23 protein-coding genes are annotated in these 21,382 nt (G+C 75.3%); 5 read left to right on the top strand and 18 right to left on the bottom strand.

Translation table 11 applies throughout. The features are described from left to right. Positions 1 to 67: 67 nt before the first annotated feature. Positions 68 to 427, top strand: coding sequence for a DUF5319 domain-containing protein (locus PSD17_RS29950; protein WP_041762514.1), 360 nt, complete (start codon positions 68 to 70; stop codon positions 425 to 427). Between the two features lie 24 nt (positions 428 to 451). Here PSD17_RS29950 and PSD17_RS29945 read toward each other — a convergent pair whose 3' ends face one another. The 5 genes from PSD17_RS29945 to PSD17_RS29925 all read right to left on the bottom strand — a co-directional run bounded on the left by PSD17_RS29945 (position 452) and on the right by PSD17_RS29925 (position 6,627). Continuing rightward, positions 452 to 1,879 carry an anti-sigma-D factor RsdA gene (locus PSD17_RS29945; RefSeq protein ID WP_339125777.1) on the bottom strand — a complete coding sequence of 476 codons (1,428 nt, stop codon included), beginning with the start codon at positions 1,877 to 1,879 and terminating at the stop codon, positions 452 to 454. Beyond that, positions 1,880 to 2,449, bottom strand: a complete 570-nt coding sequence (locus PSD17_RS29940; RefSeq protein ID WP_339125775.1) for a sigma-70 family RNA polymerase sigma factor — start codon at positions 2,447 to 2,449, stop codon at positions 1,880 to 1,882. Between the two features lie 1,127 nt (positions 2,450 to 3,576). After that, on the bottom strand, positions 3,577 to 4,173 hold the full coding sequence (locus PSD17_RS29935) for a response regulator transcription factor (protein ID WP_013677394.1): 597 nt from the start codon (positions 4,171 to 4,173) through the stop codon (positions 3,577 to 3,579). Positions 4,174 to 4,339: 166 nt separating this feature from the next. Further along, complete coding sequence (locus PSD17_RS29930) at positions 4,340 to 5,527, bottom strand: hypothetical protein (RefSeq protein WP_013677395.1); 1,188 nt, start codon at positions 5,525 to 5,527, stop codon at positions 4,340 to 4,342. Between the two features lie 2 nt (positions 5,528 to 5,529). After that, on the bottom strand, positions 5,530 to 6,627 hold the full coding sequence (locus tag PSD17_RS29925) for a MerR family transcriptional regulator (RefSeq protein WP_013677396.1): 1,098 nt from the start codon (positions 6,625 to 6,627) through the stop codon (positions 5,530 to 5,532). Positions 6,628 to 6,768: 141 nt separating this feature from the next. Between PSD17_RS29925 and PSD17_RS29920 the strand changes: the two genes are divergently transcribed. Further along, the gene (locus PSD17_RS29920; RefSeq protein ID WP_013677397.1) at positions 6,769 to 7,083 is read left to right on the top strand and encodes a WhiB family transcriptional regulator; all 315 of its coding nucleotides are present in this window, start codon (positions 6,769 to 6,771) and stop codon (positions 7,081 to 7,083) included. A 121-nt stretch (positions 7,084 to 7,204) separates the two neighbouring features. Here PSD17_RS29920 and groL read toward each other — a convergent pair whose 3' ends face one another. Together groL and groES are read right to left on the bottom strand one after the other, a co-directional pair. Beyond that, on the bottom strand, positions 7,205 to 8,827 hold the full coding sequence (groL, locus tag PSD17_RS29915; protein ID WP_103381038.1) for a chaperonin GroEL: 1,623 nt from the start codon (positions 8,825 to 8,827) through the stop codon (positions 7,205 to 7,207). A 119-nt stretch (positions 8,828 to 8,946) separates the two neighbouring features. After that, positions 8,947 to 9,237, bottom strand: coding sequence for a co-chaperone GroES (groES, locus tag PSD17_RS29910; RefSeq protein ID WP_013677399.1), 291 nt, complete (start codon positions 9,235 to 9,237; stop codon positions 8,947 to 8,949). 169 nt (positions 9,238 to 9,406) lie between these two features. Here groES and PSD17_RS29905 point away from each other — a divergent pair, with 169 nt between their 5' ends. Together PSD17_RS29905 and PSD17_RS29900 are read left to right on the top strand one after the other, a co-directional pair. Further along, positions 9,407 to 10,036 (top strand): hypothetical protein, encoded by a 630-nt coding sequence (locus tag PSD17_RS29905; RefSeq protein WP_339125767.1) that lies wholly within the window; start codon positions 9,407 to 9,409, stop codon positions 10,034 to 10,036. Positions 10,037 to 10,057: 21 nt separating this feature from the next. Next, positions 10,058 to 10,990 carry an aldo/keto reductase gene (locus PSD17_RS29900; RefSeq protein ID WP_013677401.1) on the top strand — a complete coding sequence of 311 codons (933 nt, stop codon included), beginning with the start codon at positions 10,058 to 10,060 and terminating at the stop codon, positions 10,988 to 10,990. 90 nt (positions 10,991 to 11,080) lie between these two features. On the opposite strand, the gene tsaD is transcribed toward PSD17_RS29900, so the two are convergent. The 9 genes from tsaD to PSD17_RS29855 all read right to left on the bottom strand — a co-directional run bounded on the left by tsaD (position 11,081) and on the right by PSD17_RS29855 (position 19,507). Then, positions 11,081 to 12,130, bottom strand: a complete 1,050-nt coding sequence (tsaD, locus tag PSD17_RS29895; RefSeq protein WP_103381036.1) for a tRNA (adenosine(37)-N6)-threonylcarbamoyltransferase complex transferase subunit TsaD — start codon at positions 12,128 to 12,130, stop codon at positions 11,081 to 11,083. Continuing rightward, positions 12,127 to 12,600, bottom strand: coding sequence for a ribosomal protein S18-alanine N-acetyltransferase (gene rimI / locus PSD17_RS29890; RefSeq protein WP_103381035.1), 474 nt, complete (start codon positions 12,598 to 12,600; stop codon positions 12,127 to 12,129). Before rimI ends, tsaD begins: the two co-directional genes overlap by 4 nt. Then, on the bottom strand, positions 12,597 to 13,271 hold the full coding sequence (tsaB, locus tag PSD17_RS29885; RefSeq protein ID WP_013677404.1) for a tRNA (adenosine(37)-N6)-threonylcarbamoyltransferase complex dimerization subunit type 1 TsaB: 675 nt from the start codon (positions 13,269 to 13,271) through the stop codon (positions 12,597 to 12,599). The genes rimI and tsaB overlap by 4 nt, the downstream gene beginning before the upstream one ends. Before the next feature lie 23 nt (positions 13,272 to 13,294). Further along, positions 13,295 to 14,005, bottom strand: coding sequence for an HAD family hydrolase (locus PSD17_RS29880; RefSeq protein ID WP_013677405.1), 711 nt, complete (start codon positions 14,003 to 14,005; stop codon positions 13,295 to 13,297). Next, a complete protein-coding gene (gene tsaE / locus PSD17_RS29875) occupies positions 14,002 to 14,484 on the bottom strand; it encodes a tRNA (adenosine(37)-N6)-threonylcarbamoyltransferase complex ATPase subunit type 1 TsaE (RefSeq protein WP_103381033.1) in 483 nt (160 codons plus the stop codon). The genes PSD17_RS29880 and tsaE overlap by 4 nt, the downstream gene beginning before the upstream one ends. After that, on the bottom strand, positions 14,481 to 15,605 hold the full coding sequence (locus tag PSD17_RS29870; protein WP_013677407.1) for an alpha/beta fold hydrolase: 1,125 nt from the start codon (positions 15,603 to 15,605) through the stop codon (positions 14,481 to 14,483). Before PSD17_RS29870 ends, tsaE begins: the two co-directional genes overlap by 4 nt. Next, on the bottom strand, positions 15,599 to 16,789 hold the full coding sequence (gene alr / locus PSD17_RS29865) for an alanine racemase (RefSeq protein ID WP_049803515.1): 1,191 nt from the start codon (positions 16,787 to 16,789) through the stop codon (positions 15,599 to 15,601). The genes PSD17_RS29870 and alr overlap by 7 nt, the downstream gene beginning before the upstream one ends. Before the next feature lie 461 nt (positions 16,790 to 17,250). Continuing rightward, positions 17,251 to 18,702, bottom strand: coding sequence for an NAD(P)H-hydrate dehydratase (locus PSD17_RS29860; protein ID WP_339125762.1), 1,452 nt, complete (start codon positions 18,700 to 18,702; stop codon positions 17,251 to 17,253). 61 nt (positions 18,703 to 18,763) lie between these two features. Beyond that, complete coding sequence (locus PSD17_RS29855) at positions 18,764 to 19,507, bottom strand: DUF4333 domain-containing protein (protein WP_013677410.1); 744 nt, start codon at positions 19,505 to 19,507, stop codon at positions 18,764 to 18,766. Between the two features lie 335 nt (positions 19,508 to 19,842). Between PSD17_RS29855 and PSD17_RS29850 the strand changes: the two genes are divergently transcribed. Further along, the gene (locus PSD17_RS29850; protein WP_013677411.1) at positions 19,843 to 20,673 is read left to right on the top strand and encodes a dienelactone hydrolase family protein; all 831 of its coding nucleotides are present in this window, start codon (positions 19,843 to 19,845) and stop codon (positions 20,671 to 20,673) included. Positions 20,674 to 20,682: 9 nt separating this feature from the next. Here the strand turns inward: PSD17_RS29850 and PSD17_RS29845 are convergent, their stop codons facing one another. Both PSD17_RS29845 and PSD17_RS29840 read right to left on the bottom strand, forming a co-directional pair. After that, entirely contained in the window at positions 20,683 to 21,039 is a 357-nt protein-coding gene (locus PSD17_RS29845) for a WXG100-like domain-containing protein (RefSeq protein ID WP_013677412.1), read from the bottom strand. Next, the gene (locus PSD17_RS29840) at positions 21,036 to 21,308 is read right to left on the bottom strand and encodes a hypothetical protein (protein ID WP_339125759.1); all 273 of its coding nucleotides are present in this window, start codon (positions 21,306 to 21,308) and stop codon (positions 21,036 to 21,038) included. The genes PSD17_RS29845 and PSD17_RS29840 overlap by 4 nt, the downstream gene beginning before the upstream one ends. Positions 21,309 to 21,382 lie beyond the last annotated feature (74 nt).

The following is a 21,382-nucleotide window of genomic DNA, read 5'->3' as shown; positions in this document are numbered from 1 at the left end:
ACGCTGCTCCACCGACGACACGCGGCGGGTCGCGGAAGGGTACGGTGTGGGCGTGTCGGCCGAGGCGATGCCACCGGATCCCTTCGCGGGCGATCCGCACGATCCCGCCCTGTCGTTGGACGGGCCGGCCGACGAGCGCGACGACCTGAGCGACGAGGAGCGCGAGGAGGTCGTGGCGGACCTGGCCGATCTGGCCGTCTACCAGGCCCTGCTCGAGGGTCGCGGGGTGCGCGGCATCGTCGTCGACTGCGGCGACTGCGGCGAGCAGCACTTCCACGAGTGGAGCCTGCTGCGCGCCAGCCTGCAGCAGCTGCTCGAGGAGGGCCAGATGCGCCCGCACGAGCCCGCCTTCGACCCCGACCCGGCCGACTACGTGACCTGGGAGTACTGCCGCGGCTACGCCGACGCCGTGATCGGCGACGGCTGAGCGGTTCCCCGACGCGCCGCGCGCTCAGCTCGGTTGCGTCACCGGCTCGGAGCCGGTGGTCGTCGTCCCCATGCCCGAGGTGGTGGACGACGGATCGGGCTTGCCCTCCGACGTCGGCTTGGGAGTGCCGGACGTCGGTGCGGACGACGAGGTCGGCGACGAGGTCGTCTCGGGCGGCTGGGTCGTCGTCGAGGTCGGGGGCGGCGTCGGGGTCGGCGTCACGGAACCGGCGGGCGCCGACGGCTCCGTCGGCTGGCTGGGCTTCCCCGGGATCGTCGGCGGCGCGGGGGCCGGGGTGCCGTCGCGCAGCGGGGCCTCCGGGTCGGCCTTCTGGCCGGCGGGGGTCTCCTGCAGCTTGGCCGACAGGAACTTCTGGTTGGCCTCCAGCGACGGTGCGCCGTCCTCGGGCTTGACCTTGGCCATCAGCTGCTCGACCTGGGTCAGCTGCTGCGCGGCGGCGCTCGTGTCGCCCTGGGCGAGGGCCTGCTTGACCTGGACGAGGCCGGCCTGCGCGTCGACGGCCGCCTGCCGCGACTGCGCGGTCTCCTTGTAGAGGACCTGCGTGACCCCGAAGAGCGTGTCGCCGGGCTGCGCGTCGCCCGCCCCGATCGAGACGCCGGTGACGGCGACGATGATCAGCGCCGCGGCGCCCGCGAGCGGGGCGAGATGACGGGCACGCTTGCCGGAGCGCCTGCGGCCCCGCATCGGGGTGACGACGCCCTCGCCACCGTCGTCGGTGCCTGCGGCGGGCTCGGGCCGGACCGCCTCGAACTGCGTCGTCGGCACGTCGACCGGGCCGCCGGTGACGGCCATGATCGTCGCGAGCGCGGTGTCGACGTCGACGAGCTCGGGGATCGGCTCCGCGTCGACCTCGGCCTTCCAGGCGGCGAGCATCTCCGCGATGCGGTCGTCGTCCCCGCCACCGCCGCCGCCGGAGTGACCACGCGCCAGCGCGTCGAGCAGGGCGTCGTCGGACTGGACGGCGAGCAGGTCCGGGGCGTCCTCGCCCGCCGCGCCGGTCAGGATCGCCGCGGCCGGCCGCAGCAACCTCGGCGGCACCAGGGGTGCCGCACCGCTCTCACCCGGCGTGCCGTTGACCTGCTGACCGTTGACCTGCTGGTGGCCGTCGAACTCACGGCCGTTGACGTGCTGGCCGTTGATCTCGTGACCGTTGACCCGGTGGCCGTCCCCGGCGTGGGCGTCGAGCGAGCGGCCGTTCGGCGGGCGGCCGTCGGCGCGCGGCCCGTCGACGGGACCGACGCCATGGGGCCGACCGTTCACGGGCCGTCCGCCGGGCGGCGGCTGCTGCCAGCCGGACGGGGGCGGGCCCGGGTTCCAGGCGTCCTGCGGGACGAACCACGGGTTGGGGCCGTCGGGCCCGGCGCCCTCGGGCCGACGGTGACGCCCTCGGCGGGGGGCCTCGTCGGGACCGTTCTCCTCACGATCGCTCATCTAGACCACCTCCTCCTCGGGCATCGACTTGCGCAGTCTGGCGAGTGCACGGTGTTGGGCGACGCGGACGGCGCCCGGTGTGGATCCGACGGCCTCGGCCGTCTCCTCCGCGGACAACCCGACGACGACCCTCAGCACGAGGATCTCCCGTTGTTTCTCGGGCAGCTGTTCGAGCAGCCTGCCCATCTCGCCCGAGAGCTCGACGCGCAGCGCGCGCTGCTCCGGGCCGTCGGCGACCTCGACCGCGTCGGGCACGTCGGCGACGGGTTCGGATCGGTTGCGGGTGGCGGCTCGGTGGGCGTCGATCACCTTGTGTGACGCGATGCCGTAGACGAAGGCGAGGAAGGGCCGCCCTTGGACCCGATAGCCGGGCAAGGCCGTCAGCACGGCCAGACACACCTCCTGCGCGACGTCGTCCGCCGAGACGGACGATCGGTCCACCCGACCGAGCCGCGCCCGGCAGTACCGGACGACCAGCGGCCGGATGATGGCCAGCACACCCTCTGCTCGCCGGTCACCTGCCATCGCAGATGCCACGAGTTCGTCGAGAACGTCTGTCGGTTCACTCATCGCAGGCCGTGCTCCGGGTGTTACGCAACATGGTCGACATCATCCGTTCGGCAAGAACGACTACGGAGAGTGTCGCAATCAGTCCTCGACACCGAACACGGTAGCGAAGGCCGGGCCGCGGGCGCGGACAAGGCCTCGATCGTGGGAACGAGTGACCGCGGGTAGAGGTCACGCATCAGAACGGGAAGGACCCGGACGGCCGAGCTGAGCCGGACGCCGGTACGGGATCGGCCGAACGGGCCATCGTGAGAGCCCGTCGACGGCCGGGCAGGTCCTGAGCAGTGGGCACCGCGGCGGCAGGCCGGACGCGGCGGGACGGGCGGCGCAGCCGGGAACGCCGGCCCGTCGGACGCGGGAGGGCCGGCGGCCGAGGCACGCGGGCCGCGACGGCGCGTCACCGAGCGAGCCGGCGGTGACCTCGATTCGCGCGCGAGCCGCGCGGGACGCCGAGGACACGTGCCGCGCCCGTCGCCGAGCGAGCGGCGCGGCAACGGCGTCGACCCCGGTCGCGCGGGCGCCCGGACGGGCCGGGTGCGCGGCGCGCGACGGGACGAGGCAGTGACGTCGCAGCGACCTCGGCAACCGGGCGCGCGCGCCGACCCGACGGACCGACGGTCGAGGTACCGGGCGCGCGGCGGCGCGTCGCCGACAGAGCGGGCGCGGGCCCCGGTCGCGCGCGGGCGGCGGCCGCAGCGGGCAGCGGACGTCCGAGCGGGCGGCGGCACCGGGAGACGGTCGTCGACGGCTCCGGGGAGCGGGAGCGGGCCGGTGCCCGGCACGAACCGCGGGACGCCTACCGCACCGCGTCGAGCCCTCTGGGACGGGAGCTCGGGGCGGGCGCGGGACGTCGCCGGGAAGCAACCCGTGCGGGACGGGGGCGTGCGAGGCCGGCTGCCAGATCCGGAGGCGCCGGCAAGCGGGGAGCGGGCCGGCGCCAGGACGAACCGGGGGACGCCTGCCGCGCCGGGTCGAGCCCTCTGGGGCAGGAGCTCGGGCCGGGCGCGGGACGTCGTCGGGGAGCAACCCGTGCGGGACGGGGGCGTGCGAGGCCGGGTGCCGGTTCGGGGCGGCACTCGACCCGTGCCCGGCAAGGGGGAGCCGGGCGGTCGCCGTCGGGCGACGAGGGTTCAGGACACCAGACCGCGGCGGAAGCCGTGGGCGACGGCCTGGGCACGGTCGCGGACGCCGAGCTTGCGGAACAGCCGCCGCGCGTGCGTCTTGACCGTGTCCTCCGACAGGTAGAGCTCGCGGCCGATCTGGCCGTTGCTCTTGCCCTGGCTCATGCCGCGCAGCACCTGGAGCTCGCGCTCGGTGAGCTGCACCCCCGGGTCGGCCGGGGTACGCGGCGTCGGCACCGCGGTGCTGGCGAGCGTGTGGGCGAGCGCGGCCACCAGCTCGGGGCGCGATGCGTCCCAGCGGAGGTAGCCGCGCGCACCGCCCGCGATGGCGGCAGCGATGCTGCCCGCGTCGTCGGGGGCGCCGAAGACGATCACGTTGGCCTGCGGGTGGGCCGCGACGAGCCGTCGCGTCGCCTCCACGCCGGTGGGAACCGCACGCTGGGTCCCGACCAGTACGACGTCCACGGGCTGCCGGGAGAACCGGGCCAGCAGCTCGTCGCCATGGGCCACACAGTCGATCCGGTGCACCCCCGGCACCGCGGACATCACGCGGGTCAGACCTTCGCGGACGCTGCGACGATCGTCGCAGATGAGTACCGTCGTCACGACGATTCCTTCCTGCAGCTTCCTGCAGCCGGGTGATGTGTCACCCTCCGCATCGGCGGGTGACAGCCTCACCTTGACACGATCAGGGCGAGTTTGTGCCCTCCATTCGAGCGCGTTTCGCCGAGTGGCACTCGTCATGTGGGTGACGAACGTCCGAACGGAGTAATCAGGTTACCGCGTGCCACCCCGGAATCCACGCCGACTCCCCCATCAGGCGCCTGCCGGTCGGGTCCGATCGGGAGTAGAGGACGCTCAGCGTGCGAGCCGCGGCGTGTCGTCGGCGCGCCGCGTCGCTCACCGTGCCGTTCGGCGCATCGGAGGAACGATTCCGATGTCGATCGTTTGCGTTCCGGGCCGCGTCACGGTCGACCGGCGGTTGTCGTGGCGGGTCGGACGGCAGGGCCGTTCGAGTGGCGTCCGGAGAGCCCGACGATCGGCGGGTCGAGGGGTGTTCGCCGCCGTCCGGGGGATGTGAGGCAACCCGACCGTGGCTCGCGGGTCCCTGCGCATCGGCCCAGATGCGGGGCCCCTCGGGGCCTCCCTCCGGGGCGCCGTACGCGGCCTGCGCGACCCCCGGGCGGTCGGCGAGGTCGGCGGCGGCGAGGGCCGCGGGCCAGTGCAGCGGGAGCAGTCCCAGGCGGGTCGCCTCGGCCGCGAGGGCGTCCAGCTCGACCAACGCCGCCGGCGCCGTCGAGGGCTCCCACGACGCGCGCGACACGCCGGCCACGATCGCCGACTTCACCCGGTGACGCGACGAGCGGCCTCCGCTCGCCCGCCGATCGGCGTCCGCCGCGGCCCGCACCGCCGCAGCGGGGTCGCCGCCCGCCAGTGCCAGCTCCGCGGCGACCCAGCCGAGGCGCACCGGCAGCCGCCAGGCGGCGGCGTCCTCCCGGCACCGGCGTCGGGACAGTTCGGCGTCGGCCCGGTCGAGGAGCCGTCGGGCACCTGCGAGGTCTCCGGTGCCCAGCGCGTCGGCCGCCAGCCCGACGAGTGCGTCGACGTGAGCAGCAGCGGCCGTCAGCAGACCTCCGGGCACCACGACCGACGGCGGCCCCGCGGCCGCCCGGGCGAGCGCCTCGGCGTCGAGCCGCCGGGCCGCGGCGTGCCCGCCGAGCTGGCGACGGTGCGACGCGAGCGTCACCGCGGCGTGCGCCGCCACGACGGGCGCGACGGCGGGGTCGCGGCGCAGCCCGTCGAGCAACATGGCCGCGGCGGCGTAGCGGCCCTGCCCGCCCAGGGCGACGGCGGCCGCCCACCGGTCGGCGGCACCGGCGTCGGACGGGACCCTGACGGTCGCGCCGGGACGGGGACCGAACGCGATCTCCCACGGACCGTCCGCCGGCGCGGCAGGCACCGTCAGCTCGTCGCCACCCGGGTCAGCAGGTCGGCCGCGTCGACCAGCGTCGACAGCCGGGTGATCGCGGGCGGCAGCAGGGTCTCGTCCCAGCCGACGCCGCCGACGAGCAGGCGGTGCCGGGGCCGGGTGCGCGGCAGCCCGGTCACGACGTCCGCGTCCGCTGTCTCCGGGACCTGCGACCACAGCACGACGGCCGCAGGGGCGGTGCGGCGCACCGCGTCGGCGAGCGCATCGGCGGGGAGGTCGGCGCCGAGCGGGCGGCAGGGGATCCCGCGCTCGGCCAGGACGGCCGCGAGGACCGTCAGCGGCAGGACGTGCTGCTCGCGGGGCATGCCGGCCAGCAGCACGGGGCGCAGCCCGGCCCGGGCCGGCGCGAGGACGGCGCGGGCGTTGAACACCGCCGTGACGCAGTCGCTGACCAGGTGTTCGATCTCGACGCCGCGGCCGGTCGACTCCCAGCGCTGCGCGACCGCGACGAGCACCGGGCGGGCGACCTGGTCCCAGGACACGACGAGGCCGTCGGCGGTCACGGAGTCCAGGAGGACCGCACGGATCCCCTCGGCGTCCATCGCCGACGCCGCGCGGGCCAGCCCGCGCGCCCTGGGTGTCGCGCCCGGCAGCCGCAGCACCCGGCCACCCCGGCCCGCCGCCGGACCCGGCCGGTCGTCGTCGAGCTCGGCGGCGACGGTGTCCTCCCGCAGCCCCGTCGCGGCGGGCCACGACCTCGCCGGGACGTGCGGGTCGGGCGCGAGGTCGAGACGGGGCGCCATCGCAGGGCGGGGCGCGGGCACCGTCGGGAGGGCCTCGAGGGGTGTCGTCAGCGCCAGCCTCGCGGCCTCGGCCGGACCGCTGCCGTGGGTGAGCGCGCGGTGCATGACCTGCAGGCGGGCGAGGTCGGTCGTCGTGTAGCGGCGGTGGCTCCCGGGTACGTGCCCGGACGGTTCCAGCCCGTACCGGCGGGCCCAGGTGCGCAGCGTGGCCGGCGCGACGCCGAGCCTGCGGGCGACGGCGGCCACGGGCAGGGACAACTCGTCGGTCGCCGCCCCTGGGGACGGGCCCGCCGGATGGGCGGACGCGGGCCCCGCGTCGCCGTACATCGGGCAATCGTCGCCGCGCGACCGGTCGCCGGTCAAGCCGAGACGCTCATCGAATTCTCTTGTTGAACCAGGTTTGACGCGATTGACTGAGGGTATGTCGCCTGCGATGGCGAAGTTCGAGCAGACAGGCTGGTGAGGGTCGTGGCGGATATCCGACGGCTTCCCGTCCCCGTGTCGGAGACGTGGGACTGGCAGATGCGCGGCGCGTGCCGCGGCATGGACAGCGCGTTCTTCTTCCATCCCGAGGGCGAGCGTGGCCCGGCGAAGGTCAACAGGGAGGCGCGGGCGAAGGCGGTGTGCCGGACGTGCCCCGTCGTCGAGGAGTGCCGCCGGCACGCGCTCGCGGTGCAGGAGCCCTACGGCGTGTGGGGCGGGCTGTCCGAAGCCGACCGGCTGGACGTGCTGCAGGCCCGCGAGCGGAGCGTCCGGCAGCCACGGGAGACCGCGGTCCGGTAGCGGCGCCGGGCCGGGATCGGCGCGGGCCGGGCGCCACGACGACGCAAGGGCGGGTGCGAACACGAGGTTCGCACCCGCCCTCGGCGGTACTGCGTATGGCGTACTGCGGGTTACGGGAGCGTCAGTGCCCGTGACCGTGGCCGTGGCCACCCGCGGCAGCGGGCGCCGGCGGCTCCGGCTTGTCGACGACGGCGCTCTCGGTGGTGAGCACCATCCGCGCGATCGACGCGGCGTTGACGACCGCGGAGCGGGTCACCTTCACCGGGTCGATGACGCCGTCGGCCAGCAGGTCGGAGTAGGTCAGGGTCGCGGCGTTGAAGCCCTGACCCCAGTCCTGCTCGGCGACCTTGGAGGTGACGACCGCACCCTCGAGACCGCCGTTGGTGGCGATCCAGAACAGCGGCGCCGACAGCGCACGGCGGACGATGGCGACACCGGTCGCCTCGTCACCGGCCAGGCCGATGCCGTCCTCCAGCGTCTTGGCGGCCTGGACGAGCGCCGAACCACCGCCGGGGACGATGCCCTCCTCGACCGCGGCCCGGGTCGCCGACACCGCGTCCTCGATGCGGTGCTTGCGCTCCTTGAGCTCGGTCTCGGTGGCCGCGCCGACCTTGATGACGGCGACGCCGCCGGACAGCTTGGCCAGCCGCTCCTGCAGCTTCTCGCGGTCCCAGTCGGAGTCCGACGCCTCGATCTCGCCCTTGATCTGGGCGATCCGGCTGTCGACCGCGTCCTTGGTGCCCGCACCCTCGATGAGGGTCGTGGCGTCCTTGGTGACGACCGCGCGGCGGACCTTGCCCAGGACGTCGAGCCCGGCCTCGGACAGCTTGAGCCCGATCTCCGGGTTGATGACCGTGCCGCCGGTGGCGATGGCGAGGTCGTCCATGAACGCCTTGCGGCGGTCGCCGAAGAACGGCGACTTGACCGCCGCGACGCGGACCGTCTTGCGGATCGAGTTGACGACGAGCGTGGACAGCGCCTCGCCCTCGACGTCCTCGGCCACGATCAGCAGCGGCTTGCCGTCGGCCAGGACCTTCTCCAGCAGCGGGAGCAGGTCGGCGATGGCGCTGATCTTCTCGCGGTGCAGCAGGACGTAGGCGTCCTCCAGCACGGCCTCCATCGACTCGGGGTCGGTGACGAAGTACGGCGAGAGGTAGCCCTTGTCGAACTGCAGACCCTCGGTGATCTCCAGCTCCGTCGCCATCGTCGAGCCCTCTTCGATGGTGACGACGCCGTCGGAGCCGACCTTGCCGAACGCCTGGGCGATCAGCTGGCCGATGGTCTCCTCGCGCGAGGCGATGGTGCCCACCTGCGCGATGTGCTCGTCGCCGTTGACCTGGATGGCCTTGTCCTTGAGGAACTCCGCGACCTTCTCGGCGGCCGCGGCGATGCCCCGGCCCAGCGCCGTCGGGTTCGCACCGGCGGCGACGTTGCGCAGACCCTCACGGACCAGCGCCTGCGCCAGCACCGTCGCGGTGGTGGTGCCGTCACCCGCGACGTCGTTGGTCTTGGTGGCGACGGTCTTGGCGAGCTGGGCGCCGAGGTTCTCGTACGGGTCCTCGAGGTCGACCTCGCGGGCGATGGTCACGCCGTCGTTGGTCACCGTCGGGCCGCCGAACTTCTTGTCGATCACCACGTGCCGGCCGCGCGGGCCGAGGGTGACCTTGACCGCGTCGGCGAGCTGGTTCACCCCACGCTCGAGTGCACGGCGCGTGTCTTCGTCGAAGCTGATCTGCTTCGGCATCTTCGCCTCTCTCGGATGTTCTTCTCGTACGGCGTCCCGTCACACACCTCCGCCCCGGCGACGAGTCGGTCGACGGTCGGCCGGGGCGGAGGGTGCGGCCGGAGATCAGCCGGGTGGTGTCAGTTGACGACCGCGAGGACGTCGCGCGCGGAGAGGATCAGGTACTCCTCGCCGTTGTACTTCACCTCGGTGCCGCCGTACTTCGAGTAGATGACGACGTCGCCCACGGCCACGTCGAGCGGCACGCGGTTACCGTTGTCGTCGATGCGACCCGGGCCGACGGCCAGGACCTTGCCCTCCTGGGGCTTCTCCTTGGCGGTGTCCGGGATGACGATGCCCGAGGCGGTGGTGGTCTCCGCCTCGCTGGCCTGGACGACGATCTTGTCCTCGAGCGGCTTGATGTTCGCCACTGGATGACCTCCCCTTCCGTGGGGTACGAACTGCTGACCCGTTCACATTGGCAACTGACAGCCGTTCGGGGCGCCCCGCCGTCGCGGGTGCCGGGGCGTCCCCGATCGCACTGTGCTCTGGCACTCTACCCATGAGACTGCCAACCGCTCAACGTCGGGAGGGACCTCGGTGTCGTCAGCCCCGTCCGCGCCGTCGGACCCGTCCCGGCACGACCGCCCCCCGCCGCGGGCGACCGCGCCGGCCGTCGCGGCGGTCGTCGCGTCGTTGCTGGTCCTGGCCTCGGCGCTGGTGGTCTTCCTGCTGCGCGACACGCTGACGACCCGGTCGGTCGAGGGCAGGCCGTACGCGGTCGCGAGCGGCGCGGCGGGGATCGCGACCGCCGGTAGCGGGACGACGCCCTCCCGCGGCCCGATCGCGGGCACCGACCCGGTGGCCGCGCTGACCCGGCAGGCCGCGCAGGACAGGTCCCGGGTGGAGACGTTCGTCGGGCAGTGGATCCCTCAGATCTCGGCGAAGGCCCCGGGGTTGGTCGTCGACGGACGGACGTTCGACGACGCGGCCGTCCTCGCCGACGTCATCGCCTCCCGGGACCGTTTCCCGCAGGCGCTGCTGCTGCGGTCCGACGACTACACCAGCTTCCGGCGCGGCGGGTTCTGGGTGACGGTCGTCGGCACGTCCTTCCCGACGCCCCAGGCCGCCAACGCCTGGTGCGACCAGCAAGGACTCGCTCCCGACGACTGTTTCGCGAAGCGGCTCTCACACACCGAGGGGCCGCAGGGCAACACCGTGCCGCGCTGACGGGCCCGTACCGTTGGGAGCATGACGACGCTCGGATCCAGTGACCTGGATGTCTCCCCGCTCTGCCTCGGCGGCAACGTGTTCGGCTGGACGGCCGACGAGGCGGAGTCGTTCGCGGTGCTCGACGCATTCGCCGAGGCGGGCGGCGACTTCGTCGACACCGCCGACTCCTACTTCTGGCGCAAGCCGGGGAACTCCGGCGGGGAGTCCGAGACGATCATCGGCAACTGGATGGCCGCCCGCGGCAACCGCGACCGCATGGTCGTCGCGACGAAGGTCGGCAACCTGCCGAGCAGGCCCGGCCTGTCGGCGGCCAACATCGCCGCGGCCGCGGAGGACTGCCTGCGCCGGCTGCGCACCGACCACATCGACCTGCTCTACGCGCACAGCGACGACGAGTCCGTCGCGCAGGAGGAGACGCTCGACGCCTTCGACACCCTCGTGAAGGCGGGCAAGGTGCGGGTGCTCGGGGCGTCGAACTTCACCGCGGAGCGGCTGCGGTCGGCGCTGGAGATCTCGGCGCGCGACGGGCTGGCCCGCTACGAGGTGCTGCAGCCGCACTACAACCTGATGGAGCGCGCCGACTTCGAGGCGTCGCTGGCTCCCCTGCTGCAGGCCGAGAACATCTCCTGCCTGCCGTACTACGCGCTGGCCAAGGGCTTCCTCACCGGGAAGTACCGCGACGGCGCCGACGTCGACAGCGTCCGCGCCGAGGGCGCCATGGCCTATCTCGACGACCGCGGCCGCCGCGTCCTGACCGTGCTCGACGAGATCGCGGCCGGACACGGCGTCCCGGTGGCGTCGGTGGCGTTGGGCTGGCTCGCCGCGCAGCCGACCGTCGCCGCACCGATCGCCAGCGCCCGCACCACCGCGCAGCTGGCCGAGCTGCTGCCGATGCTCGACCTCAAGCTGACCGACGACGAGATCCGCCTGCTCTCGCACGTGAGCGCCTGACCCGTGAGCGGCAACGGTCGCCATGGCCGACCGTTGCCGCTCACGACGGCCGACCTGCACCGACCCCGCGGCCACGGCGCGCGGGCCGGCTCAGCCGACGAGGACCTCCGTGACCGGCAGCGACGAGTCGGCGGGCAGCGCCAGCGGGGACGGCGCGGCGTCGCGGGCGAGCAGGTGCGCACCGAGCGCCGCGACCATCGCACCGTTGTCCGTGCACAGCACCGGCCGCGGCACCCGCAGCACCAGACCCGCCGCATCGCAACGGTCCTGGGCCAGTGCGCGCAGCCGCGAGTTGGCCGCCACCCCGCCGCCGAGGCACAGCACGTCCATCCCGTGCTCGCGCGCGGCCCGGACGGCCTTGGCCGTCAGCACGTCGACGACGGCCTCCTGGAAGCTCGCCGCGACGTCGGCGACCGGGACCGGGGTGCCCGCCCGCTCCAGGGCCTCGACGTGCCGGGCGACGGCCGTCTTCAGCCCGGAGAACGAGAAGTCGAACGGAGCGTCACGGGGCCCGGTGAGGCCGCGCGGAAAGGCCACCGCGGAAGGGTCGCCGTCGCGGGCGACGCGGTCGATGTGCGGGCCACCCGGGAACGGCAGCCCCAGCAGCCGCGCGACCTTGTCGAACGCCTCGCCGGCCGCGTCGTCGATCGTCGCGCCGAGCGGGGTCACCGGTCCGGCCAGGTCGGGCACCGACAGCAGGCTGGAGTGCCCGCCCGAGACCAGCAGCGCCAGGGCGGGCGGCAGCGGCCCGTTCTGCAGCGTGTCGACGGCGACGTGCGCGGCCAGGTGGTTCACCCCGTACAGGGGGACGTCCCAGGCCGCCGCGTAGGCCTTGGCCGCCGCGACGCCGACGAGCAGCGCGCCCGAGAGGCCGGGGCCCGCCGTCACCGCGACGGCGTCGACGTCGCGCGCCGTGATGCCGGCGGTCGCCATCGCCCGGTGCACGGCCGGCACCATCGCCTGCAGGTGCGCCCGCGAGGCCACCTCCGGGACGACGCCGCCGAACCGCGCGTGCTCCTCGACGCTGGAGGAGATCTCGTTGGCGAGCAACGTCGTCGTCCCGTCGGCGTCGACGCGCACGATCCCGACGCCGGTCTCGTCGCACGACGTCTCGATCCCCAGCACCAGCCCGCTCGTCACGCTCGCGCGTCCCTTCGCATCGTGTAGGCGTCGGCCCCGCTGGGCCGGTAGTAGCGCTTGCGCACCCCGACGATCTCGAACCCCTCGGACTCGTACAGCCCGATGGCCGGCGCGTTGTCGGTGCGCACCTCGAGGAAGACCGTGGCACCGACCTCGTCGGCCGGTGCGAGCAGCTGGTGCAGCAGCACCCGGCCGAGCCCCCGCCCCTGGTGGGCGGGGTCGACGCCGATCGTGTGCACCTCCGCCTCCGGCTGCGGCGGCCCCGCGGTGAACGCCAGGCCCGCGTAGCCGACGAGCCGGTCGCCACTGCGCACCCCGACGTAGACGTGCCCGGCACCGATCTCGTCGCGGAACGCCTGCGCGCTCCACGGGTCGTCGCCGGGGAAGAGCAGCTCCTCGAGCTCGGCGCAGCGCGGCGCGTCGGCACGCAGCAGCGGCCCGACGACGACCCGCTCCTCGGCAGCCGTCACGCGCTCACCCGTTTACGGGCCCCCGGCTCCACGGCGTCGGGCCGGCGCAGGTAGAGCGGGCGCAGCGGGCCGGGGTCGGTGCCCGCCCGCAGCACGTCGGCCGCCACGGCGACGAGCCCTGCCGGCCCCGGCGTCGCCGGACCGATGACCGGCAGCCCGGTGACCGCGGCCTGCTCACCCGCGGCCGCGACCGAGGGGAACCCCGCCAACCGCTCCACGAGCACCGCGGGCGCCTCGACGTGCGGGCCGGTGATCCGGTAGCCCTCGGCGTCGTAGCCCGCCCAGTAGACCTCGCGGCGGCGCGCGTCGGTCACGACGACCATGTTGCCGCTCAACCGGGTCGCGCACGCCTCGCGGGCGATCGCGTCGTGCGAGCAGACGCCGTGCACCGGCGTGCCCAGCGCGTCGCCGAGCGCGGCGGCCGTGACCATCCCGACCCGCAGCCCGGTGAAGGGACCGGGCCCGGTGCCGGTGACGATCGCGTCGACGTCGCGCAGCGCGACGCCGGCCTCGGCGCACGCCTCCAGCACATGGGGCATGAGCAGCTCGCCGTGTTTGCGGGCACCGGCGGAGACCCGCTGCGCGCGCACGACCGGCGCCCCGGACTCGGGCAGGTCGACGACGCCCGCCGTCACGGTCGACGTCGAGGTGTCCAGGGCCAGAACCAGCACCCGGCCAGCCTACGAGCCGCCGTTCACCACCCGCGCACGACGTCCGGGAGCTCGGCGAGGCGCTGGATGACGGCGTCGGGCGTGACGTCGACGGGCACCTGCTGGTCGACCGGGATCTCGCTGTGCGGCACCAGGACCGCGCGCATCCCGACGGACTTGGCGCCGCTGATGTCGTCGTAGGGCCGGTCGCCGACGAACACGCACGCGGCGGGGTCCTCGACGCCGACCGACTCCATCGCCGCGCGGAACGCCGTCGGGTGCGGCTTGGTGTAGGGCAGGTCGCTCGACCAGGTGCGGCCGTCGAACAGGTCGAGCACACCGTCGCGGCGCAGCCAGTCGTCGTGCCACTCGCCGGGCCACATCGTCGACGACAGGATCCCGAGCCGCAGGCCCTGCTCCCGCAGCGCGCGCAGCATCGGCGCCGCCTCGGGATCGGTGTGCGTGGCCGCCACCCAGTAGTCGCGGTAGGCGGCGAGCGCGTGGGCGTGCTCGTCGTCGTGGTGCTCGGCGGCGGCGTCGGCCAGCACGTCGGCGACGGTGAAGGCCCGCGCGTCCTCCCGGATGCCGGTCCAGCGCGCGATGTCGGCGGCGGCCAACGCGTCGGCGAGCTCGGCGGCCCGCCGCGCGTCACCCGCGTGCCGCAGCTCCGCGTAGGCCCGCCAGCCCGCGCGGAAGTCCATCGTGCGCCACGGGGTGAGCGTGCCGCCCCAGTCGAAGATGACGGCCCTGATCACGTCGTCGCCACCCGGCGGACGGTGGCGACGCGGACGTCGTCGGCCCTGCGGTCCAGGCGCACCAGCACGTGCGACGCCGACAGCCGTTCGGCGACGCCCTCGCCCCACTCGACCACGACGACCGCCGACGCGAGGTCGGTGTCGAGGTCGAGGTCGTCGAGCTCGTCGGCGACGTCGACCCCGGACGAGCCGAGCCGGTAGGCGTCGACGTGCACCAGCGGCACCCCCGCGCCGTCGGGACCCGGCCGGTGCTCGCGGGCGATGACGAACGTCGGCGAGGTCACCGGTCCGACGACGCCGAGGCCGCGGGCGATGCCGCGGGTCATCGCCGTCTTGCCCGCGCCGAGCGGACCCGACAGCAGCACGAGGTCGCCCGCGCGCAGGTGCGCGGCCAGTGCCTCACCCAGCGCCTCGGTGTCGGCCGGCTCGGGCAGGACGTGCTCGCCGGCGAAGACGACGTCCGACGCGGGCGCGCTCATGCCCGCCTGCGCATCCGCCGGACCGAGCGGCCCTCGGCCGCCCGGCGCGCCGAGGCGTCGATGAGCTCGACGAGCGCCGCGTCGAACTCGGTGGTCTTCTCCAGCATCGGCATGTGCCCCACGCCGGGCAGCCGCAGCAGCCGGGCGTCGGGCAGTTCGGCGGCGATCCGCTCGCTGTGCGAGAACGGGATCATCTTGTCGGCGTCCCCGGCCGCGACCAGCACCTCGCAGCCCGCGAGCGCGGGCAGCGCGGCGATCCGGTCGTGGCTGCCCAGGGTGTCGACGAAGTCGGTGAGGGCGTCCACCGCGTTCGCTCCGATCATGGTGTCGACGAGGTCGACCAGCCCCGGGTCGACCGACCGGTCACCGTAGGCGTAGCTGCGGGTGATCGACCAGATGAGGTCGCCGGCCGCCCGCCGCACGCCCTCGACCAGCTTCGGCTGCACCCGCGCGAGCAGCCCCACCCCGCGCAGCAGCGGGTTGTTGCGCGACAGCAACGCGGCTGTCAGCCCCTGGCTGCCCATGTCGCCCGCGGACGTCGACACCAGCGCGACGCCCGCGACCCGCTCCGCGAACAGGTCGGGCCGCTGCTCGGCCAGCGCCATCAGGGTCATGCCACCCATCGAGTGCCCGACCAGCACCAACGGGCCGTCCGGCGCCAGGGCGCGGATGACGGCGTCGAGGTCGTGGCCCAGCTGGTCGATCGTGCAGGTGGCGCGCGGGGCGCGTTCGGAGCGGCCGTGGCTGCGCTGGTCGTACAGCACGATGCGGACCGCGGGGCCGCGCAGCGCGGCGAGCACCGGCAGCTGCAGCGACCAGGTCCGACGGTCCAGCGCGAACCCGTGCACGAGCACGACCGTCAGCGCCGGCCGGACGCCCGCCGGCGCCTCGATCTCCTCGCACGAGAGCCGCACACCGTCGTCGGCGGTCACCGACGACTCCTCGCTCCGCGGCGTCGACTCCGCGGGCGGGGCCGACGTCAGCTGGGCGGCCAGCCGGCGCCGCTCGGCGGCGATCCGGTTGCGACGCCGGGCCGCGACGCCCACGCCCACCGCCGCGCCCGCCGCGCCGGCGACGCCGCTCGCGATGCCGACCGTCTGCCACACGCCGGGCTTCACCACGCCGCGCCCTCCTGCTCGGTCCCCGGCCCGGCCTCGCGGCCGACGACCGTGCGGGTCATCCGGCGGCCCTGCACGCCCGTGACGACCTCGTAGTGGATCGTCCCCAGCTCGTCGGCCCACTCCTGGGCCGTGGGCGCGCCGTCGTCGCCCGGGCCGAACAGCACCGCCACGTCGCCCTCCCGCACCTCGGCCCCGCCGTCCGGCCCGCAGTCCACCACGACCTGGTCCATGCACACCCGGCCCACCACGGGCCGCGACCGACCGGCCAGCCACACCCGCATCCGGCCGCCGAAGTTCATCCGCCGCGGGACGCCGTCGCCGTACCCGATCGGCACCAGCGCCAGCACGGTGTCGCGCGGCGTCGTGAACTCGTGGCCGTACGAGACACCCTCGCCCGCGCGGACCTGCTTCACCAGGACGACCCGGCCGCGCACCGTCATCGCCGGCCGCAACGGGCTCTCGGCGACGGGCCGGCCGAGCGGGTCGAGGCCGTAGACGGCGATGCCGGGCCGCACGAGGTCGTAGTGCAGGTCGGGGCGGGTCATCGTCGCCGCGGAGTTGGCCAGGTGTCGGATCGGGGTGAGGCCGCGGTCGCGCGCGACCCGCCACGCGGCGTCGAACCGGGCCGCCTGCGCCTCGGTCACGGGATGACGCGCGACGTCGGCGACCGCGAGGTGCGACCAGACCGCGACGACCTCGCACCGGCCTGCGGCCGCGGCCTTCGCCGCCGCATCGACCAGGTCGGGCCAGTCGTCCTCGGGGCAGCCGTTGCGGCTCAACCCGGTGTCGATCTTGAGGTGCAGCCGGGCGGGCCGGTCGACCGCGCGGGCACCGGCGAGCACCGCGTCGAGATGGCCGTGCGACGACACCGACAGGTCCACACCCGCCGCGACCGCGGGGGCGAAGTCCTCGTGGGGCAGGTGCAGCCAGGACAGGACCGGCGCCTCGATCCCGTCGGCGCGCAACGCCAGCGCCTCGTCCAGGGTGCACACCCCGAGCCACGACGCCCCCGCCTGCAGCGCCGCCCGCGCGACGTCGGCGGCGCCGTGGCCGTACCCGTCGGACTTGACGACGGCCATCGTCGCCGCGCCCGACGCCGCGGCGCCCCGCGAGAGCAACCCGACGTTGTGCCGCACCGCGGCCAGATCGACGACCAGCTCCGCGCGCGGGCCGCGATCGGACATACTCGGCTGCGCCACGCCCGCATCATCGCACCCGCCGACGACCCCGTCCGGCCGCGCGCCCCAGCCCACCTGCGCCACCACCTGCGCCGGAGGGCTGCAACACCCGGCCGGGTGACGACCCTCACCCGCCTTCACCCGTCCCGGACGGCCGTCCCGGGCGCATCGTCGCGGCGCGGGAGCAGGTGCGGACCGAGGACCGCCCACCACGGAAGGCGACCCCGGTGCGGCGGGCGGCCCACCGGCGCGCAACCTCACCGCTCCCCCGCGGCGCCAGGACGACCATGAGGTTGCGCCCCACAGCCCGCGCGCAACCTGACCGTCGTCCCGAGGCGCCGCAACGACAGCCAGGTTGCGCCCGGCAACCCGCGCGCAACCCGACCGCACTGCCCACAGCCCGGGACGACGCCTGGGTTGCGCCCGGCGGGGGTTGTGGCCGACGGGGCGCGACGCGGGCCGGCAGCTCAGGCGGGGCGCGCCGCCAGTACGGCGCGGATCGCGGCTGGGATGTGGGCCTGGATCGCCGACGCGGGGGCCGGCGCCCCGGCGGCGGCGAGACCGGCCGCCCGACCGTGGACGTGGGTGGCCGCGGCCGCCGCCCAGGCGGGTTCGCGGCCCGCGGCGAGCAGGGCGCCGAGGATGCCGGACAGGACGTCGCCGGACCCGGCCGTCGCCGCCCACGACCCCGCCGAGGAATGCACGAGCACCCGGCCTCCGGGATCGGCGACGACGGTCGCGTTCCCCTTGAGCAGCACCGTGACCCCGAGGTCGGCCGCGGCTCGCCGGGCCGCGCCGATCCGGTCGTCGCCCACCTCGCCGGCGACCCGGGCGAACTCCCGGTCGTGGGGCGTGATCACGACGGGCCGCCCACGCACCGCGTCCCGGAGGTCGCGGTGCTGCGCGAGCAGGGTGATGGCGTCCGCGTCCACACACAGCGGGACGCTCCGGCCCGCGACGAACTCCACGACCCGGTGCCCGCCGGCGTCGGTGCCCAGCCCGGGCCCGACGGTCCAGGCCTGGACCTGCCCCGCGTCGGCGACGTCGTCGGTCGCCACGACCTCGGGCCAGGCGGCGCGCACCCCGTCGGCGGCGGTGCCGGCGAACCGGACCATGCCGCTGGTCGCGAGGACCGCCGCCCCGGTCGCGAGCACGGCCGCGCCGGGGTACGTGGCCGACCCGGCGGCGACGCCGGTGACGCCCTGGGTGTACTTGTCGTCCGTCGGCCCCGGCAGCGGCCAGCCCGCGGCGACGTCGGCGTCGTCGAGGACCGTCGCGTGCGGTTCCGGGAGCAGCGGCCCCAGCCCGATGTCCACGAGGTGCACCGGCCCGCAGCGGGCCGCCGCGAGAACGTGCACGGGCTTGAGCGCACCGAAGGTCACGGTCTCCGTCGCGGTCACGGCCGACCCGGCGACCACCCCGGTGTCGGTGTCGACGCCGCTGGGCAGATCGACGGCGACGACCGGCACCCCGGCCTCGGCCGCGGCGTCGACCAGCGCGGGAGCAGGGTCACGCAGGGCCCCGCGCCCCGAGATGCCGACGATGCCGTCGACGACGAGGTCCGACCGCGCGACCGCGTCGGCGCCACGGGCGGCGGGGATCGCCCGCCCGCCCGCGGACCGCAGCGCCGCCAGCCCGGCCGGGTGCGCGCGGTCCGGGGCCAGCAGCACCGCGGTGACCGACGCGCCGCGGCGGCGGAGTTCGGCGCCCGCCCAGAGCGCGTCGCCACCGTTGTCCCCGGCCCCGACCAGCAGCACGACGCGCGAGCCCGCGACCCCGCCCGCCCGCTCGCCGAGGATGCGGGCCAGGTGGACGGCCAGCCCGAACGCCGCGCGCCGCATGAGCGTGCCCGCGGGGAGCCGGTCGATCAGGACCCGCTCGGCGTCGCGGATCTGCTGGGCGGTGAACACGGCGCGCACGCCTGCCGACGCTAGTGCGGCCCGGCGCGAGGCGCCGGGCCGCGGGGTCGCGCGTCGTCGATCAGATCTTGGGGGTCCAGGCGAAGTTGACGAGCCCGCTGTTGACGGCGGTCACGGCGACGTCGAACTCGACCTGCTCGCCGGGGGCGGTCACCGTGCAGGAGGTCTGCGCGCCCACCTGCGGCTGGAGGTCACCGGCGCAGGCCGTCGAGCTGATCGTGACGCCGGCCTGCCGGCCGATCTGCTCGGTCAGGGTCTGCTGGAGCAGGTCCTTCGAGACCGGCTTGGCGACGAGCTCGACGTCGTAGGAGACGTTCGCGTCCTCGACCGCGGTCACGGTGACCTTCGCCCCCACGGGCTGCCCGTCCGCCGTGAAGGCGCACTCGATCGACGCCCCCTGCTGCGCCGGCAGCTCGGACGGGCACTGCAGGTCCTTCGCCTCCACGTTCTGCTTCGCGAGGTCGGCGGTCACCGACTTCGCGACGACAGCCGGCAGCAGTGGCCGCGCCTTCGGCTGGGCGGTGTAGTTGACCGTCGAGCCGTCGACCGAGGTGACGCTGACGACCACGTCGACCGGCTGGCCCGCCGCGGTCGTGTACTGGCAGGTGACCGAGGCGCCGGTCTCCCCCTTGAGGTTCTCGGGGCAGGTCATCCCCGCGGCCTCGACCTTCTGCTCGGCGAGCTTTGCCGTCACCGACTGGGCGAGGTCCTCCTTGGCGACCGACACGCCGCAGGCGCTCAACCCGAGCACCACGGCCGCGGCCGTACCCGTCGCCGCGAGAATGCGGACCAGCCTGGACGTCATCGTTCTCTCCTCGTCGGTCCGGGCCCGCCGGCCCGGTGTCGGTGCGGGCCTCGCCGGCCCCGCTCCGGGAGAACGGTAGGGATGAGCAGCTCCGATGAGAGGGGTACTGCCACCACCTCCGGGGCGTGCGGGCATGCCGATTCGCGGGCGAGGCCACCACACCCGCGGCCGCCACACCCGCCGCTGTCGCGGCCCGCGGTCGCGGCGGTGCGCGCGGGCGGCGGTCGCGGCGGTGCGCGAGGGAAGGCGGCACCGAAGGGGGCGGGCGCGGACGACACCCCGTCGGGGCACGCCCGGGGTGGGCGGACCGTGATCGTCGGCGGTACCGTGCTGCCGTGACGCGGACCAGCACGTTCACCCGTCCCGAGCCGACGCGCAACGCCAAGGACGCGGTCGCGCAGCTGTCGCGGCCGGGGCCGAACCGGGTGCTGCGTGGCGACCTCGGTCTCGTCGGCGTGCCGGGGGTCGTGTTCGCGCCGGAGGAGGGCATGGGCCTGCCGGCCGTCGCGTTCGGGCACGACTGGCTGCAGCCCGCGACGCGCTACACCGAGCTGCTGCGCCATCTCGCGTCGTGGGGCTTCGTGGTGGCCGCGCCGTCGTCGCACAAGGGCGCCTTCGCGAGCCATGCGCGCTTCTCGGCGGACCTGCGTACCGCCCTCGACACCTGCGCGGGGGTGCGGCTCGGCGACGGGCACATCAGCGTCGACTCGCGCCGGATGGCGTTCGCGGGGCACGGGATCGGCGGCGGTGCGGCGCTGCTGGCGGCGGCGACGCACCCGCGGGTCGCAGCCGTCGTCACCATCGCGCCGGCGCAGACTCGTCCGTCGGCCGTCGAGGCCGCGCGGGCGATCACGGTGCCGACGCTGCACGTCGTCGCGGGCCAGGACACCGTCGCGCCGCCTGCCGGGCACGCGGAGCCGATCACCCTCGCCGCGGGCGGTCCGGTGACGGTGCGGACGCTGCCCAAGGCCGGCCACACCGCCTTCCTCGAGGGCATCCACTGGAGCGACCTGCTGCTGGCGACGAGCCGCGACGGCAGGTCGCGCCGGATCGCGACGGCGCTGGTCACCGCGTTCCTGCTGCACCACCTGTGCGAGGAGGACCGGGTCGACGTGCTGGTCGACGGCAAGGTGTCCGGCACCGAGCTGGTCACCCGCACCCCCTGAGCGAGGCTGTCACGGCGGCGCCTCGGGCAGCGTCGCGAGCCGCATGCCGCGGACCTCGACGACGCGCACGGCGTCCACCCCGGGCAGCACGGGCCCGCCCGCCGGTCCCGGTTCCCGGTGCTTGGCTGCGTCGGTGATCTCCTGGACCAGCCGCTCGACCAGCCGCGCGAGCCGCCCGGCCTCCTCGGCCTGCCGGTCGAGGTCGCGGTGCATCAGCTCCGCCCGGTCGGCCCAGGCCCGGCCACGCGCATCGGGCCAGTCCTCGGCCACCTCGGCGACGAGCCCGCGCATCTCCGCGACCGCGTCGCGCAGCCGGTCGGCGAGCCCGTCGAACGCCTCGGCCGCGACATCGACGGGGTCCGTCACCGCCCGGCCCCGTCGACGGCGCGCAGCAGCCGCACCCGCGCCGCCGCGTCGATCTCCTCCGCGACCCGGGCCGCGGCGCGCAGGTCGACGGCCAGCTCGCGCAGCCCACCGGCGACGCGGCGCACCGTCGCCATGATCGTGTCGACGTCGTGGCGCAGGCCCGGAGTGTGCTCGACGGGTGAGGGTGCGCCCAGCCGGTCCGCGAGCGCGTCGGCCCGGCGTGCGTGGGCACGCAGCCGGTCGGGATCGAGATGCACATCGGCGGCCACGACACGATCATCGCCGCCGGCCCGGGCCGACGGATGCCGATCCGTCGCGCCGTTCGCAGCCGCGACGACCGCCG

Source organism: Pseudonocardia sp. D17, from assembly GCF_036984265.1.
Classification (GTDB): Bacteria; Actinomycetota; Actinomycetes; order Mycobacteriales; family Pseudonocardiaceae; genus Pseudonocardia; species Pseudonocardia benzenivorans.
This window is presented reverse-complemented; position numbering and strand designations above follow the sequence as displayed.